Below are 15938 nucleotides of genomic sequence, written 5' to 3' on the forward strand. Positions count from 1 at the left end.
GAATCGGTGAATGAACCTGACAGAACCTGAGCGACGTTGCCGCCGTGGTCCTCTGTCACGCCAGCCAGTGGGCAGTCGGAGCTGTTCGAATTTCGACATTTGCTCAACTGCTCACGTGGCGCATACCGCGACACCTGGTTTACGAGCGACGCACCGATACCCGACTCGGCCCAGTCGACCGAACCGGCCCCGACAACCCAATCGGCAACTCCCCACCCAGAGATCGACAGGGCCGACTACTCGACTATCCGAAAGCACTCGCACAACAAGGGCTGAATTCAGAGAAATCCGAGCAGCTTGTCGACGAACCAGAAGGCGTGACTGTGCGGATGAGCCAAGTCTAATACCATCCCTGTCAGCCGACCCTGAAAGTCGAATCGCCCGACGTACCGCCCATTACCCATCTGGAAGGTGATCTCATCATCTGTCGCACGGGTGTCAGTTAATTCGATGAATCCGGGCTGGCCATGAATATTACCCTTGCCGTTGAACGTGCCGTCACCGTCCTCACTTACCACGTCAACGTGGAGAGTGAAGCTGTTACCTTGGTGAAGATTCCAAGTTCCGGTTACATCTCTGGGCAGCATCCCTTAAATCCTTGCTCGTTGCGATATTCGTGCTCGCGCCCCGAGGGGCCGCCGATCGGGATCGTGTTGGATCCCGTAGATCCTGCCCAATCGGCGACCCCAGGGGATCAACAGGGCCGACTGCTCGACTATCCGAGAGCACAAGCGCTGAATTCAGAGAAATCCGAACAGCTTGTCGGCGAACCAGGTGGCGTGACTGTGTGGATGCGACAGGTCGAACGTTGTTCCTGTCAGCCGACCCTGGAAGTCGAATCGCCCGACGTACCGTCCATCGCCCATCTGGAAGGTAATCTCGTCATCCGTCGCACGGGTGTCAGTGAATTCGATGAATCCGGGCTGGCCATGAATATTACCCTTGCCGTTGAACGTGCCATCTCCGTCCTCACCTGCCACTTCCACATGCACAGTGAAGCCGTTGCTCTGGTGCAGACTCCAATTTCCTCGTACATCTCTGGACATGCCAGATTCCTTTCTATTTCCGATATTTTGTTTCCGACACTCTTGGATTTCTTTCCGGGTTGGACCGGATCGCGGGACTAATTCGATCCGAATCGCCCTCGCCGAACCGCACACACTTGCAGAAGAGCGGAGCCACGTTTCCGAGTGCAGATAGACGACGTTGTCGGGGCGGGAATGCGCCATTGCATCGCCACTTATCTGCTTCCTCGGTACTGATTGACTCGAACCGACTATCGCTCGTCGGTGTTTCAGTCCTGCTACAACGGCTAGGTTTGGGCCCCGAGCTCTCGCTGATCAGTAGGAGTGACTGTGTCGACCAGGTCGATGACGGCCGTCCAGCTCATCTCGCGACCGGCTTGTTGTTCGTCTGGACGCAAGTCCGTGGCCAGCAGTTGATCCATCCGGGCTACGACGGCGGGGTGGGCGAACTGTGTGTAGCGGCGCGGGTCGGCGCCGATGCGGGCGGAGTGGTGCAGCGCTGCCGCGCGTAGCCGGATCGCCTGGTCCGGGGCACCTCGCACGACCAAGGCATAGGCTGCGGCGTAGACGGCGCTCAGCGCTTCGGCGATGTTCGACTGGCGGGCGAAGACGGCCAGCGCGCGATCGATGGCGACGAGGGCTTCGGTGGCGCTGTCGGCGTTGTCCGGGTCTGCCAGGGTCGCCCAGGCGAGCACCACATCGGCCATGCCCTGGCACCACAGGTGACCGCAGTCGGCGCTAAGTTCTCGCGATGCTCGCAGCCAGCGCAATGCCTCGTCGCGTCTACCTTCCAGCAGCGACACCGTCCCTTGGCCGAACTGCGCACAGCCTCGGATCCAATCCGGCGTGGGCAGCCTGTCGACCTCGACCACCAGTTCGTCGACCGCCGTGCGCGCGGCGGGAGGGTCGCCGAGCGCGGTCAGCGCCAGCGCCCGGTACATCAACGCGTACAGCCACAACTCACGTTCCTCGGCCGGTCCGCCGAGCAAAGCCAAGGCAGCATCGGCACATTTCAGCGCTTCGTCGGCATCACCGGCGTGAAACGACACGATCGACAACCCGAGCAGCCCGAACGCCTGCTCGGTGACGGTCGCGCCGGTCGCGGCATCGAGGGCGTCACGGATGAGAGCGCGGCCGACGGCCACGATGCCGAGCACGCTCCAGGCGAATTGCAGCGCCGCCACCGTGCGTAGCGCTTCGCGGGGCTGGTGCGCGAGATCGTAGGCGATGCCGGTGCGCAGGTTCGGCAGTTCGTCGGCCAGTGCCCGGTAGGCGTCTCCGGCGTGATGCCCGGTCAGCAACACCGCTTTCTCAGCGGCGAACGTCCGTGCCCACCGTGCGTGGGCGGCCAGGCTCGCCTGCGGGTCGGTGTCGGCCTCGCGGCAGTAGCCGCGGATGGTTTCCAGTAGGCGATACCGGGTGCCGGCCGCGGTGCGGTCGATGGTGACCACGGACCGGTCGACCAATGACGCCAGCGTGGCGAGCACACCCGCCCCCAGCTGGTCTGGTTCTGTTGCCGCGGCGGCCTGCCAGGTGAATCCGCCCTCGAAAGGCCACAGCCGCAGTAGCAGGGCACGATCGGTCGCGCCGAGGTTGTCGATGCTCCATCCGAGGGCCGCGTGCAGATCGGGGTGCCGCGACAGCGATCCGCGTGGGGTGGAGCCGAGCACGTCGCGCCGGTCGCGAATATGGGTGGCGATCCCCGTCAACCCGAACGCGCGCTCCCTCGCGGCGGCCAGCTCGATGGCCAACGGCAGCCCGTCCAACATCGCGCAGATATCGTGGGCGGCGGCCCGGTCGTCCGCGCTGGGATGCCATCCCGGACGGCCCGCTCGTACCCGATCGAACAGCAGGCGCACCGCAGCGCCGTCGCCACCACCGCCGTTGCCCACCGGTAGCGGTTCGAGGGTCAGCACATGCTCGCCATCGACGCCCAGCGGCTGTCTGCTGGTGGCCAGGACACGCAGTTCCCGGCAGGCGGCAAGCAACCTTACTACCAGCCGGGCCACCGGCTCGATCACGTGCTCGCAGTTGTCGAGTACCAGCAGTCCGGGCTGCATCGTCAGGGCCCGACAGACCAGTGGAAGGGGATCACCGCCGTAGTGGACCAGCGACAGCGCGGTCGCGATCGCGGTCACCACGTTGTCGCCGTCGTTCACGTCACCCAGGCGCACGAACCACCGGTCGACCGGCGCGCCGCCCGTCGCGCAGTGCTCGATCACCAGCCGGGTCTTGCCGACACCGGCGGGCCCCACCACGCACACCATGCGCTCGTCGGCGAGTAGCTCGCTCAACAGCTTCATGTCGTGATCACGGCCGAGGAATGTCGACAGCGGCACCCGCGGCGGATGTTGTCCAGGCGGGGTGACCGGGTGGTCGCGCGGCGGTTCCACGAGCAGACCGGGGTCGTGGTCGAGCATCCGGCGTTCGAGCAACCGCAACGCCGGTCCGGGTTCCACACCCAGCTCCTCGACCAACAGTTCGCGCACACGCCGCAGTTCGGCCAGCGCCTGGACTTGACGACCGCTGCGATACAACCCCAGGGCCAGCAGGCCCCAACGCCGCTCACGGAACGGTGCGGCCGTCACGGCCTCGCTCAGGTCGGCCACCGCGGTCGGGGTATCGCCGCACGCCAGCCTGGCAGCCGCAAGCTCCTCGACCGCGACCTCATGCAATTCGACCAGCCGGGTTCGTTCCGCGACCGGAGCGAGATCCTGATCCAACTCCGGCCACGGCTCACCCCGCCACAGCGCGAGCGCCTCGCTCAGCGATCGTGCCGCTGACACATGGTCGCCAGCGGTCAGCAGGCGCACACCGTCGGTAGTCAGCCTGGTGAACCGGCCGTGATCGGTCTGCTCCGGCGGCACCGCGAGCAGATACCCGGACCCGCTGCGTTGCAACAGCTCTCGTGCGGTCGAACCGAACACCGAACGCAGCCGGGAGGCCAAGACTCGCAGCGTCCCCGATGGCTGCCGCGGCTGGTCGTCACCCCACACCAACTCGGCGAGAACCGCATCAGAGACCGGTGTGCCGACCGCCATCGACAAGGCCGCAAGAAACCGCCGCGGTACCGGCCCGCCAAGATCCACAACACAGCCGTCCACCTCGGCCGTGATCGAGCCCAGTGCCCGCAAGAACAGCACATCCAAAGCGTAACCGGATCAAGGCCGAGAACCTGGGATTCACCAACAGTACCCGCAGGTCTGGGGACCGAGCAGACCCATTTCCCTCACAACCGGTCATGCGTCCACATTGCGAACCGGAACGACGGCTTCAGAACTCACTGGTCGCGATCAAGCGAGGTACCCCTGGGATGCAGACCGGTTCAATATTGATCCTTACCAGTCTCCCCTCAACTGCCCCAGCAAGGTGTGCTTGCGCAAAGCGCAGGAGACCCCGTTCTCGAACACCGCCAGCATGGACGATCGGAAGCCTCATCCGCGACACCCACATCACCATCACCCCACCCGCCCGAAGCGATCCTGGTGCAACAGGTCTGTTGCCACCCCTGCTCCGACACTGCCGAGTGGGCCTGCAATAATTCGATCTACAAGCTAGCCCTCGGCTCCACTCGCACTAGCGGAAGAAGCGGCGGCAAAGACAGCCAGGCAATGGTCGATGTCCTAGTCGAGGTGTTCCACCACCTCGATGTGCTGGACCGGGTCACCACCGTCCATGCCGACATGGGCCGGTCCGACTGGCCCCACACCGCCGCCCTCGCCCGAGAGCACGCCGAGCACTATGGGCTGCGCCATGAGGTCGTGGCCCGGACCGGCGGCGACCTACTCGATCGTGTCGCCGAACGCGGAAAATGGCCTTCTCATCGAAGACGTTGGTGCACAAGCGATTTTAAGCGTGGACCGGCCAGGCGGGTGATCACGATGCTCGTCGCGGAATCCCGCGCCACCGGGATCATCGACCGTCCGGTGAGGGTGTTGAACATCATGGGACACCGCGGCCAAGAATCCGCGGAGAGGGCAAGCCGACCGGCCTTCGTCCACGAGCCCGGCAAGACGTGTATGTGCCCCCGGTGCAGTACCGCCCGCGCCGCCGGGACTCCGCCCACCGGCAGCGTCTCGAACTCGCGGCGGATCGTCGACACCTGGCTGCCGCTTCATGGCTGGGACCTCGACACGGTGTGGGCGCGGATCGCGGCGGCGGGTACCCGGCCCCATTTTTCCTACCGGGCAGGATTCCCGCGCGCATCGTGTGTGTTCTGCATCTACTCGCCCAGGTCGGGCCTGGTGCGGGCCGCGCGCCTGCATCCGGAGTTGGCCGCGCAGTACGCGGCGGTCGAGGCCCGTATCGGGCACCGCTTCCGCCTGGACGTGTCCATGGCGGAGGTCATCGCCGAAGCCACCACCGATACCGACACCGTGCCGGTCGCCGACTGGCTCGACTGAACCCGGTCTCTCCCAGCCCACTGGCTCCGACGGACTTCCGATCGTGTCCCGACACGGCTGGACGCGACTGGATATGCGCATAACCACACCCGAACTCTCAGAAAGGAAACATCGTGAGTGGCGACGAGATCGACGCCTATCATCCCGATTTCGACCCGTACATGCCCGATGAGCATCGGGTCGAGAACGCGGTGAAGGTGTATCTGGTGTTCGAGGACGGCCGATGGTATCTGGACGCGTCGATCCACCAGAACCAACCGCTCGATGAAGTGCGGGGGACCCAGTGCAGCTATGAGCAGCCACGCCAGGATTGCGTGGTGTGCTCGACCCAGCAGGGCCTGGCGGTGGTCGAGGCCGCCGACCGGGCGAACATGCCCAGCGGCCGGGAACTGCTCGACATGCTGGCCGCCGAGTTCGGTTGCGATCTCGTACCGGTCGGGATGGCAGGACCCGGACAACAGATCAGGCGGCTCAGCGAGCAGGTCCAGGAACTCCTGGACAAGAAGAGTGACGTCGACCAACTCGGTGAGAAGCTCGTCGCCGCCTTCGTCGCCGCAGTCGAGCTGTCGACCTATCTCAACATGCGAACCCGGCGCGGACGCCTGCGCGGCCTGCTCGCCCACATCACCCGAAAAGCCGCCACATGACCGGCCGCAGCGACCACGCTGTGCCTGCACGTCGGCTGCCGACCGCGAAACGACGACGAACTGCGGTATGCAGGTGCTCTGCGATGGCGGCATGCCGCTGCTGAGCATCGACTGCCAGCGCGACGCCGCGGGGGTGCTGACGGTCGAGATGAGGTCGGCCGAACTTGCCCAAACGGCACCGATGCGGAGATCCAGGTTCGACGGCGCCAAGTTCGCGCAACGCCATACCACGCCAGCCGCCCGCTGGGGGTGCCCCCGAGTCCGCGCAGTCGGTCCTGGCGGTGTCCACGTCCGCCATCACGTGCGGTGTCTGCACGGTGAACCCCGCCGCTACGTGTGGTCCTATGCGGGGGCTCTGCATACCGGCATTCTCGCCGACTACGGCGCGCACTTCGAATCCCTGGACCCGCAGGACCAGCCGCTGGGCGTGCTTGTCCCTGTCTGTGTCGATTCTGTGTGAAAGGTGATCATCGATGGCTGTGAGAACCTCGGTGTCCGTGCCCGAGTTCGCTCGCGAGATACTGGCCGAGTCACGAATCGAAGGCAACAACCTGTTCCTGTCCCAGCAGCTGAGCCAAGCCGACTACCGCAAGATCAACAGGGTCATCGAATCCATGGGCGGAAAATGGAACCGCCGCGCACAAGCCCACATCTTTCCCGACGACCCCACCGAGACCATCGCGGCCGCCGTGGCGCGCGGCACGACCCCCAACACCGACAGAAAAGTGTTGGAGGCGTACTTCGCCACACCCGAGCAGCTGGCCCGCCACATCGTCGCGGGTGAGCACTCCGGCATCGCCGCTCTCGCGCCCGGCGCGCATGTGCTCGAGCCGTCGGCCGGCGATGGCGCGCTGGTGCGGGCGATCCTGGCCACCAACCCGAACGTGCAGGTCACCGCCGTGGAACCCGACCGCGAGCGTGCCGCGGCCATCGCCTACGACCCGCGGGTCACCATCGTGGTAGCCAGTTTCGAGGAGTTCGCCGCGACAGCGACACCCGGGTACGCGGGCGTGGTGATGAACCCGCCGTTCGCGCTGCCGGGACGCCCGACGGTGTGGATGGACCACCTCTACACCGCCTGGGACCTGCTCGACGACGGCGGACAGCTCCTGGCCCTCGCACCCAACAACTACACCTACCGCACCGACCGCGACCACCGGGCGATGCGTGAATTCATCACCGACCACGGCGGTTACGAGACAGTGCCCGCCGGGGCATTCACCACCTCCGGCACCGAAGTCGACACCGTGCTCCTGCACGCCCGCCGCCCCGTCGACCGCTGACAGACCGGCATTCCGAGGCACGGATCTCCCACCGACCACGGGCCTCTGCCCTCGGTTCCGGCCCCTCGGTCGTGGCAGTCCTTCCCTCGGCGCGCAGTGCCCTTCATCCCTGGGCCGTGAGCGCACCCGGGGTCTGCTCGTTCGCATCAGCGCCCGGGGCATCGGTTCCGGCCGTGAGTGCCGGGCCGGGTCATCTGCCGAAAGGAATGGTCGCTATGGTCGAGGATGCCGAGGGATTGTTCTCTCTGGCAGCGCTTTTCGATGACGAGGCGATGCCGGTGTGCTGGTCCTTCGGTCTCGGTGTCGACAGCGCGGCGGGCGTCACCCGTACCCTGCTCGACCCGGGTTTCCGGCCACCGCAGTTGCTCGATGATCTGTCGAATCTGCTGGTAATGGTCGCTCAGACGGGGGACGAGTGGTCGTCGACCTGTGACCTGGTCGCGCAACATATTCTGCCGTTGCTTGCCGCCCGGAGAGTGCGCTTCGTTGAAGTCGCCCGCGCCGGGCCCAGCGTCGCCGACGGTATCGTTGTCCTGCAAGATACCCGGACCCCGACGCGTCTGCATCCCGATCCCGACGAGCACGGCTTCTACCCGCTCTCGGCCGAGCATCGCGGCAACGGGGTCATGCCCACCCTAAACGGGCGCGCCTGCTCGGCCAAGGCTAAGGGCCAGCCCTTAGATGCCTGGCGGGCAACACATTTGGGTCCGCGCCCCTACATCCACGCCGTGGGGTTCTCCGCCGAGGAGACCGGAAGGATCGCCCGCGACACCTCGGTGACGATGGGTGGGCGCCGCCACCCGATCTATCCCCTGCACGCGGCCGGGATGAGCCGCGCGATGAGCCAAGGTTACCTGTACGGTCTGTTCGGCGTATGGTGGCCGAAAAGTTGCTGCCGCCAATGCTGCTTCGTGAGTGTGCCCAGTTGGCCCGACCAGCTCGCCCGGTATCGCGCCTATCCCGAGGAAGCCTCCAAGCATCTGGTCGATGAATACTGCGCGCTGGCGCTCAACCACCGCAGCGGGCTGTTCGGGCCGGGGAAATCGTTGCGTGACAGGCTGCGGGCGGACGGTGCGTACGAGGTCCACGCCCTGGCCGAGGCGGCGATGGATGCGTGTGAGTGGGCGGTGTATCGGGTGCGGCGCTGCTATAGCGCCCGCGCGAAAGCGTGGCGCGCGGTTGAGGTCACTCACCGCGCCGACCGGGCCGGAGCCGAGCGGTTCGTCTTCGACCTCGCCGATAGCCTGGGGATCGCTGTGCGTACCGACGGTGAGCACGCCCGCCTTTGGCTGACCACCGACACCGAGCACTATCCACGCTTGGAGGAGTTCTTCGTCGCGGCCCCGAATACAATCAACCCGAAGAAACGTTCAGGGTTCGAAACCCGCTGGGGCGGACACGCCGACGAGCGATTGCTGGCACTCGAACATTGTGCCTCGCAGCGATAGTTGACCAATCTCAACGATAGTTGACCAGCGAAGCAATGCCCGCGCCGCACAGCTATGCCCCCAATGACGGTTCCCAGACTTTGCTGGCGGCTGAGGCCGCGTTCAGGGGTGTCGATCGGCCGTCGACGCTTCGGTTGAGGTTGCGAGAGTTGGATGTCCGGCCTCAAGGCTGATGTGGTCAGGGTCGAGCGGCTGCTTCAGGAACGCTCGGAAATGCCGAGTTGACGTTCCGGTGCACGGCGGACCTTGCGCGTCCTGTGGAATTGGCGCTGCGCGGTGCCAGGTTCGGGTCCGGTCAGTGGTAGCGCAGCGGCTGGCCGCATTTCGGGCAGCGCCCCTCGGCTTTGAGGTGCGCTTCCTCCGCCAGGGTGCCAGGCAAAATCGCCACCAGAGACTCGCGACACGCTGGGCCGTGCTGGTTGACCCGCCGAAGCGGCGGATGTTGCCGTGTCCATCCGACGTAATGCAGTACTGCTTTCCGGGTGTCGGCATCGCGCAGCATGGTCGGCTCGTCGAAGCATGCGATGTAGAGGTGCTCGGCGTGAGCACGGCAACTGCCCTCGCACCAGTCGCGGGCCAGCGGGGGTATCCCGCCGTAGTCATCGGGCACAAATCTGTTCCGCACAGGCAGCGGCGGGAGTTCGGTCAGCGGTGTGCCGCTCCAGACTCCGTGCGGGTCGCGACCGTGTACAGCCAGGTCCCCAATCAGCATGTCGTACCGTTCAGCGTTGGTCGCGCACGAGTCCAGAGCCGCGGCCCGGTGAAGGTATTGCGCTGTCGCGGCGGCGATCCGTGGCTCCCACTCGGGATCGTCGCGAGGCATGCACCTGCACCCGGCCAAGAAGGGGACCTCATCCCCGAAGGAGCCCTCGTATGTGGCGATTCGATCTTTGCAGAACCTGCACACGAGCCCACGGGGACGCTGCTGCTCGGCGCGCGTTGTCGTGTCTATGACCATGGCGTGGCATTGCTGGCAGATCATGCAAAGCCCGCCGGCCAGTGTGAGGAGTTCGTCAAGCTGGAACGAGTCCAGCTTGTAAGTGGACTCCCGCCTGGCAATCGCAGCCGCCGACAGAGTGAGCATGCATCCCCCGACGCAGTTGCGGTGATTGTCGCGATCGACAACAGACCCCATAGTGCCTCACGCTAGCCGAACGCACTGACACACCGAGCGCCTGCAACATGCGGGACCGCGACGCCTGCTGACCACAGGTGGGCCCCGGGCACGGCGACCGGCTCGGCCCGGAGTCGACCGCCGTCCGCGCAAAACGTGCACCCCGGTACGTATCAGAAGGATTCTGCTGGCTCGTGCACACGAGCTGCTCAGCGACGACGACCCCGCCGACGCACCGGCGGGCGGTTCTCCCGAGACCGCCTTCGTCATCGGCCATCACGATCCGTACCCGTTCGCTCTGGACGAAGCCGCGTTCGCGGGCTGGATCGCGGCGGAAGGGGATCAGATCGCGGGCAACATCCCGTGCAATCACGACGAGCAGCCGCCAGCGACCTGGTGGCACTGCTCGACGCCGCTCGCAATGCCGACGTTCTCACCAGCGACCCTCGGCTGGAAATCCTCGTCGACCACGACAACACACCGCAGCTTCCCGGCTTCACCCTCATGTTGCGCAACTACAGCGGCGGGCAGGAAAGCGTCGCCGTGACCACCGGAATCACCGAAATACTCTTCCCTGACAGTGGACTCTCGACGGCCGCGGCAATCCGTTTCCACCTCGAACACATCGTGGAGATCGCCAACGGCCTGCTCCACCTCATCACGGGTCGTCTCTGACAGCCCATGACATGAAGAGGGCACGCACTGCCCGCAGCGGCTCCGGCGAACACCGCCGCGGCGACGCCGTTCCAACATCGGCAGCACAGATCCCGGTCGCGTCGCCTCCTCTGACTCGCCGCGGTCGACGCTGCCGAGCGACCCGGTCGCCGAATCGACGAACTCTGTTCCGACAACAGCAAAGGCAGGACGCTCATGATCTCCGTCCCGGAACTACGTACTTGGGTGTCGGGTTTGGATACCTCCGGTTTCGTCGGAATCGACGAAGGGGGCCTCACCCTGGTGGAGGTCGGCGACGACGACCTTCTCACCGGCGCCTATCTCGAGGTCGGCGGATGCGACGACAACACCGAGATCGCACCGCCGTCGGGCACCGCTGTCGAGCCCGCGCGCGCGAGTGCCGCGGCGGGGGCGGCGGTGATCTCGGTGGCGGATTTGCTGGCGATGGTCGGTGGCAGCCTCACCCGCACCGAACTCCCCAAGGTGCGCGCCGCGATCCGGAATTCGAGTATCGGTGACTCGCTCGGCGATGTGGTGTTCGCCGTCATCGCCAGACGCCGCCGCGAACTCACCGCCGAACTGCGCGCGTTCACCGATCCCGAGGCGTTCACCACACGTCTGGGCCCGGCACCGCTGGTCTCGGTCAGCGCCGAGCGGATCGGTGGCCTGTTCGCCGCGATCGAGGAAGCGACCGGACTGTCGTTGATCCGCGTGCGCTGCGGTGACGCCGCGCGGCTGTGCGTCGACGACCGCGTGACAGGCAGGTTGTTCGAGGTCGGCGACACTCTCGAGTCGTGGTTGCTCGGCGAGGCCACCTTCCCCGGCCCGACCGCGGAGTGGATCGGCGCCCCCGTCGACGACTTCACCCGCGACGAACTGACCCCCACCGGCCCCCACGACTACCAGCTGCCCGAAACCGCATCCCGCCGCGACTGCCCCGCGGCTACAGAAAACGGCCGGACCCAACGCTGACATATGCGTAGATGCGCATGCCGACAACTCTTGGAAGGAGGTCATGCTCGTGACCGCGCTGACGATTTCCCACACGGCCGAGGAAGGCACCCTGTTGACCGGTACCGTCCGCGACGACGGCACCTACGAGGTCATGTGCGCGGTGCGCAAGGCGGTCGGGCATTGGCGGTGGGCGCGCAGTTTGGGGTGTTGGATCGTGGTGTCCTCCCGCGATCGCCAGCCCAAGCAGTACTACATCGACTACGCCGCAACGAAGTTGCGCGAGGCCGGATACACCGTCGAGCTCGCCATCGACCGCAGCGTGCGCGCCACCGAGGACGCCGAGACCGACCGCGCCCTCCGACAAGCCGACCGAGTCGATGCGTTGCAGAGCAAGGCATCCCGCAAAGACGCGAAAGCCGTCGCCGCAGAAGCCGCGCATCAGCGAGCCCACGACGCCTTGCCCCCGGGCGGGGAACCGATCAAGATCGGACACCATTCCGAACGCCGCCACCGCAACGCCATCGACAAGTCATGGAAGGCGTGGGGACGATCGGTCGAAGCCGACCGCGATGCCACCCGCGCCCACAATCGCGCCGAGGCCGCCACCCACACCACCGAGCAACGGTATTCCCCGCGGACGGTGGCCAACCGGATCGAGGTCCTGGAAGCCGAACAGCGCGCCGATCAACGCGCCCTCGATGGGCACACCCGCCGGTTCCTCGACAGCGACGGCAACGTGTATCAGACCGACACCACCCGGCCGGCGACCGGCGAGTACCGGGCGCGGGTGCTGGACCGGATGACCCAGCGCGAGCGCGATATCACCTACTGGAAGCAGGTCCGCCAGTCCCAGATCGATGAAGGGCTGACCCCGGGCTAGGGCCGGGAGGACTTCACGGTCGGGGACTTCGTGCGCGCGGGCGGGTCGACGTGGCGCCAAATCACCCGGGTGAATCCGAAATCGGTCTCGGTGGTGAACTTTTCCCTGTCCCGGTTGGCGGTGCACACCATCGCCGCGAAGATGACCGGGCATCGCTGGATCACCACCGATCACCCGGTGCGCTTCCACGAAATCACCGCCGTCATGACCGAGGCCCAGGCTCGCGAACGGTTTCCCGACATCTTCGCCGACCTCGACGCCAACAGCCTCCCGCCGCGCCCGAAACGCCGGGGCGGGAAGACGAAAATCGACCACCACCTCGGCCCGCACGCCGATTACTGGTCCTGGACGGTCGAGGGCATCGAGTACCACGCGACGTGGGCGCATCCGCCCCACTGGTACGCCACCCCACCCGAACCGATCACCGAACCGGGCACGCTGCGCCTGCGCGCCCAGCGCCGCCCGATCGGGCGCGTGCACGGTGACCCGGTCGAACTCCCGGTGACCGGGTTCCCGATCAGCGGGCCGGTGTGCTGGCCCGAGGAAGTCCACAACCAGGTCCGTGTCCTGGTCGAGGCCCGCACCTACCTGCCCGCCTCCTGACCCGTCGACACCGCCCAGGCGATACCGGGCGAGCCGCGTCGCGGTCCGGATGCTCTCGGCGACTCCGCTGTGCAACAACAGCCTCCGCTCGCTCGACGTCGCCGACCCGGTTCGACTGTCGGTGACCGGTTCCGGCCTGCCCGCCCGCCTCCTACCCATTCACGTCCCATACCAACGGAGACCACCATGCCGTCCACCCCTGTCCGCAACCGCGATTCGACCGATCCTGCGCCCCTGCCCGTCGACCACCACCTCCACCAGGCAGGTTGGCAATGAGAGCGAGCGCGGTGGCGTGGTCGGTCATCGTGCGTGGGCCCACCGGGCAGCTGAGCGAGATCGCGGCCCAGATCACGCCGGGACTGAATTCGACCACGGCGTCCGGTCCGTCCGGGCATCAGCCGTACGCGGGCATCGACCGGGTCCGCGCCGCCGTCGCCGGTGGGGGGTGGGCGTGGCCCTCGGGGCGGGTGACACTCACGATCTCACCGTCGGCCTCATAGGTCATCGAAGGTATGCACGACCTCGCACTGGCCGTGGCGGTACTCGCCGCCACCGCGACGGCACCCGCACAGCGCCTGGCCGAGGTCGTGCTGCTCGGTGAACTCGCGCCCGACGGCCGTCTGCGACCCGTGCGCGCAATCCTGCCCGCCGTGTTAGCCGCCCGCGAGGGCGGGCGCACCGTCGTGATCGTGCCACGCGCCAACCTCGCCGAAGCCGCCCTCGCACCGGGGATGACCGTTCTCGGCGCCGAGCACCTGGGCGCTGTGCTGGCCTGGCTCGGCGGAGCCGACCGCTCCTTGACCGGCTCGGCCGCCGTCGCGGTATCGCCGGAATTCACCGGCGTGGAACTGGGCGATGTGCGTGGTCACTACCGGGCACGGTGGGCGCTCGAGGTCGCCGCCGCCGGGGGACACCACCTGCGCCTGATCGGGCCACCCTCGGCCGGGCTCGGCGCGCTCGCCCGACGCCTGCCCGGGTTGCTGCCGCGACTGACCGAGACCGAGTCGCTGGCAGTGCGGGCAATCACGTCACTGGCGGGCACCCTGCCCGCGGGGCCGCTGGCACCGATCACCGGCCGTCCCTATGTCGAGGTCCATCATTCCGCCAGTGCACGCGCGTTGCTGGGCAGCGCCGCCTCGGGGCGTCCCGGCGCGCTGGCCCGCGCTCACCTCGGGGTGCTGCATCTGGAGTCCTATCCCGACCTGCACGATCGCACGATCGAGGCGTTGCGGTCCCCGCTGGACGACGGCGAGGTTGTGGTGGCCAACCGGGACAGTCTGCTGCGATTGCCCTGCGACACCATCGCGGTCCTGACCTCGGCCGAATGCCTGTGCCACGCCGCACGCGACACCGCGTGTGCCTGCCCACCAGCGGCCAAGCACCGCTACCGGGAACGCCTGCGTCGTGTCCTGGCCGAACGCGCCGACATCACCGTCCACGACAACCCCGACGACCGCGGCGGTTTCGGGGACGACTCCCGCGAATCCAGCGCCGAGGTCCGCCACCGGGTCACCGCGGCCCGCGCGGCAGCAGCCCGACGGTGGCGCGAGCACGGCTACACCACCAACGCGCGCGTCCCCGCATCGCTGCTGCGCCAACACTTTCCGTTGACGCCGTCGCAGGCGGCGCCGCTCGAGGCGGCGCTTCGGCTGGGCCGGATCACCCCGCGCGGCGCGGACCGAACCCTGGCGGTCGCAGCCACCATCGCCGACCTGCGTGGCGCCGACCGTCCCAGCACCCACGAGATCGTCGAAGCCCTGCACCTGCGCGGTTCCGGAACACCATAAGAGCTCCTCGAACCCCACGACATCGCGCCGCACACCCCCGACGACTACCGACGGCGGGCCGATAAGTCCGCACTCACCGTGCCGGTGTGCGGATGTCTCGAAATCCACTGCCAGACCGGCCGATACACCGCCGCACCCTGCACCAGGTGCGGCGTTGTCGTTCGTTTCGAAGGAGCCATCGCCTCATGTCCACACCTGTGCCCGCCGACCCGCCCACCACCGACACCGACATGCGCGCCCGCGCCGAGAACGCCCGAGCGCGTGCCGAGGGCTTCGTATGGGGCGTGCTACACATCCAGCACCCCACCACCCCCGAGGCGAAGACCGCCACAGCGTTCGCAGCCGCCTACGCCGACCTCGTCACCGATGCCCTCACCAGCGAGAGTGTTTTCGTGCCCGATCTGGCGCATGCATGGGTCGCGTGGCGGGTGAGCGGTGACCTCACCGCGAACCTCGCCCCCGCCCCGTCACCGGACGAGCGGGTGGCGGGATTCGAAGAGTACGACGCGGCACTTCGAAACCGGACGGCGTATTGGCTATGCGCCGAGGCACTGGGCTATGTGCGCGGCTGGTGTGATGCCGCCGGGGTCGGGTCCGGTGAGGCGGTCGATTTCGCCCACGCCTACGCCGTGCTCGTGGCCGCGGGCGGATCCCGCCCCAACATCGCCGACGCCTGGACCAACTGGCGCTCGGGCCGCCCCATCACTGCCTTCGGCGAACAACACCCCGGACCGGCCCGACCCAAAGCGTCGTGACCCTGATCGCGGACCACAACAACACCCCCTCGCCTCGCCCCGCGACATCCACCTCGTCGGCGGGCTGTTGCCCACCGAACCGTTTCCCGAAAACTGCGACTCGGACCGATCGAACGGAGAAGCGACGTGATCGACACCTTCGCCTGGACCGCGAACCTCACCCGCCACGGCGGCACCGAACTGGCTCTCATCGCCGCCAGCCCCACCGCCGTGGTCGACACGGTCGCGACCTATCTGGCCGCGCACTCGTGATGGCGCTGGCCGAAAACGGCTCTGTCCCACTTTCGATGATGGGTCCGGTTGCTACGAGGTGGCCAGGACACGGAGCCGGAGTAGGTCGAATCGTGCTCTGCCGTACATGGCT

General features: G+C 67.0%; 16 protein-coding genes. 12 read left to right on the forward strand and 4 right to left on the reverse strand.

Translation table 11 applies throughout. The features are described 5' to 3' along the window. Positions 1–278: 278 nt before the first annotated feature. The 3 genes from ACIHAX_RS19510 to ACIHAX_RS19520 all read right to left on the reverse strand — a co-directional run bounded on the left by ACIHAX_RS19510 (position 279) and on the right by ACIHAX_RS19520 (position 4168). Positions 279–587 carry a hypothetical protein gene (locus ACIHAX_RS19510; protein ID WP_364434212.1) on the reverse strand — a complete coding sequence of 103 codons (309 nt, stop codon included), beginning with the start codon at positions 585–587 and terminating at the stop codon, positions 279–281. A 153-nt stretch (positions 588–740) separates the two neighbouring features. Then, complete coding sequence (locus tag ACIHAX_RS19515; RefSeq protein ID WP_364434215.1) at positions 741–1046, reverse strand: hypothetical protein; 306 nt, start codon at positions 1044–1046, stop codon at positions 741–743. Between the two features lie 266 nt (positions 1047–1312). Next, positions 1313–4168 carry a BTAD domain-containing putative transcriptional regulator gene (locus tag ACIHAX_RS19520; RefSeq protein WP_364434218.1) on the reverse strand — a complete coding sequence of 952 codons (2856 nt, stop codon included), beginning with the start codon at positions 4166–4168 and terminating at the stop codon, positions 1313–1315. Between the two features lie 342 nt (positions 4169–4510). Here ACIHAX_RS19520 and ACIHAX_RS19525 point away from each other — a divergent pair, with 342 nt between their 5' ends. The 4 genes from ACIHAX_RS19525 (at position 4511) to ACIHAX_RS19540 (ending at position 8806) form a co-directional block, all read left to right on the forward strand. Continuing rightward, positions 4511–5428, forward strand: coding sequence for a phosphoadenosine phosphosulfate reductase family protein (locus ACIHAX_RS19525; RefSeq protein ID WP_364434221.1), 918 nt, complete (start codon positions 4511–4513; stop codon positions 5426–5428). A gap of 113 nt (positions 5429–5541) precedes the next feature. After that, a complete protein-coding gene (locus ACIHAX_RS19530; RefSeq protein ID WP_364434224.1) occupies positions 5542–6075 on the forward strand; it encodes a hypothetical protein in 534 nt (177 codons plus the stop codon). 473 nt (positions 6076–6548) lie between these two features. Further along, positions 6549–7358, forward strand: a complete 810-nt coding sequence (locus ACIHAX_RS19535) for a class I SAM-dependent methyltransferase (protein WP_364434228.1) — start codon at positions 6549–6551, stop codon at positions 7356–7358. 215 nt (positions 7359–7573) lie between these two features. Next, positions 7574–8806: a hypothetical protein gene (locus ACIHAX_RS19540; protein WP_364434231.1), complete on the forward strand. Its 1233-nt coding sequence runs from the start codon at positions 7574–7576 to the stop codon at positions 8804–8806. Between the two features lie 295 nt (positions 8807–9101). Here ACIHAX_RS19540 and ACIHAX_RS19545 read toward each other — a convergent pair whose 3' ends face one another. Continuing rightward, positions 9102–9941 (reverse strand): hypothetical protein, encoded by an 840-nt coding sequence (locus ACIHAX_RS19545; RefSeq protein ID WP_364434234.1) that lies wholly within the window; start codon positions 9939–9941, stop codon positions 9102–9104. 342 nt (positions 9942–10283) lie between these two features. On the opposite strand from ACIHAX_RS19545, the gene ACIHAX_RS19550 reads away from it, so the two are divergent. The 8 genes from ACIHAX_RS19550 (at position 10284) to ACIHAX_RS19585 (ending at position 15826) form a co-directional block, all read left to right on the forward strand. Next, positions 10284–10595, forward strand: coding sequence for a hypothetical protein (locus ACIHAX_RS19550; RefSeq protein WP_397278839.1), 312 nt, complete (start codon positions 10284–10286; stop codon positions 10593–10595). Between the two features lie 195 nt (positions 10596–10790). After that, positions 10791–11567 (forward strand): hypothetical protein, encoded by a 777-nt coding sequence (locus ACIHAX_RS19555; RefSeq protein ID WP_043736928.1) that lies wholly within the window; start codon positions 10791–10793, stop codon positions 11565–11567. A 49-nt stretch (positions 11568–11616) separates the two neighbouring features. After that, positions 11617–12429, forward strand: a complete 813-nt coding sequence (locus ACIHAX_RS19560) for a DUF3560 domain-containing protein (protein WP_397278841.1) — start codon at positions 11617–11619, stop codon at positions 12427–12429. Between the two features lie 69 nt (positions 12430–12498). Further along, entirely contained in the window at positions 12499–13032 is a 534-nt protein-coding gene (locus ACIHAX_RS19565; protein WP_397278843.1) for a hypothetical protein, read from the forward strand. A gap of 272 nt (positions 13033–13304) precedes the next feature. Next, complete coding sequence (locus ACIHAX_RS19570; protein ID WP_364434243.1) at positions 13305–13532, forward strand: hypothetical protein; 228 nt, start codon at positions 13305–13307, stop codon at positions 13530–13532. 12 nt (positions 13533–13544) lie between these two features. Next, on the forward strand, positions 13545–14819 hold the full coding sequence (locus tag ACIHAX_RS19575; RefSeq protein ID WP_364434246.1) for an ATP-binding protein: 1275 nt from the start codon (positions 13545–13547) through the stop codon (positions 14817–14819). A 185-nt stretch (positions 14820–15004) separates the two neighbouring features. Beyond that, on the forward strand, positions 15005–15574 hold the full coding sequence (locus ACIHAX_RS19580) for a hypothetical protein (RefSeq protein ID WP_157227642.1): 570 nt from the start codon (positions 15005–15007) through the stop codon (positions 15572–15574). 126 nt (positions 15575–15700) lie between these two features. Next, the gene (locus tag ACIHAX_RS19585; RefSeq protein WP_364434251.1) at positions 15701–15826 is read left to right on the forward strand and encodes a hypothetical protein; all 126 of its coding nucleotides are present in this window, start codon (positions 15701–15703) and stop codon (positions 15824–15826) included. Positions 15827–15938 lie beyond the last annotated feature (112 nt).

The sequence above is a fragment of the Nocardia sp. NPDC051929 genome (assembly GCF_044548645.1).
GTDB lineage: Bacteria > Actinomycetota > Actinomycetes > Mycobacteriales > Mycobacteriaceae > Nocardia > Nocardia sichangensis.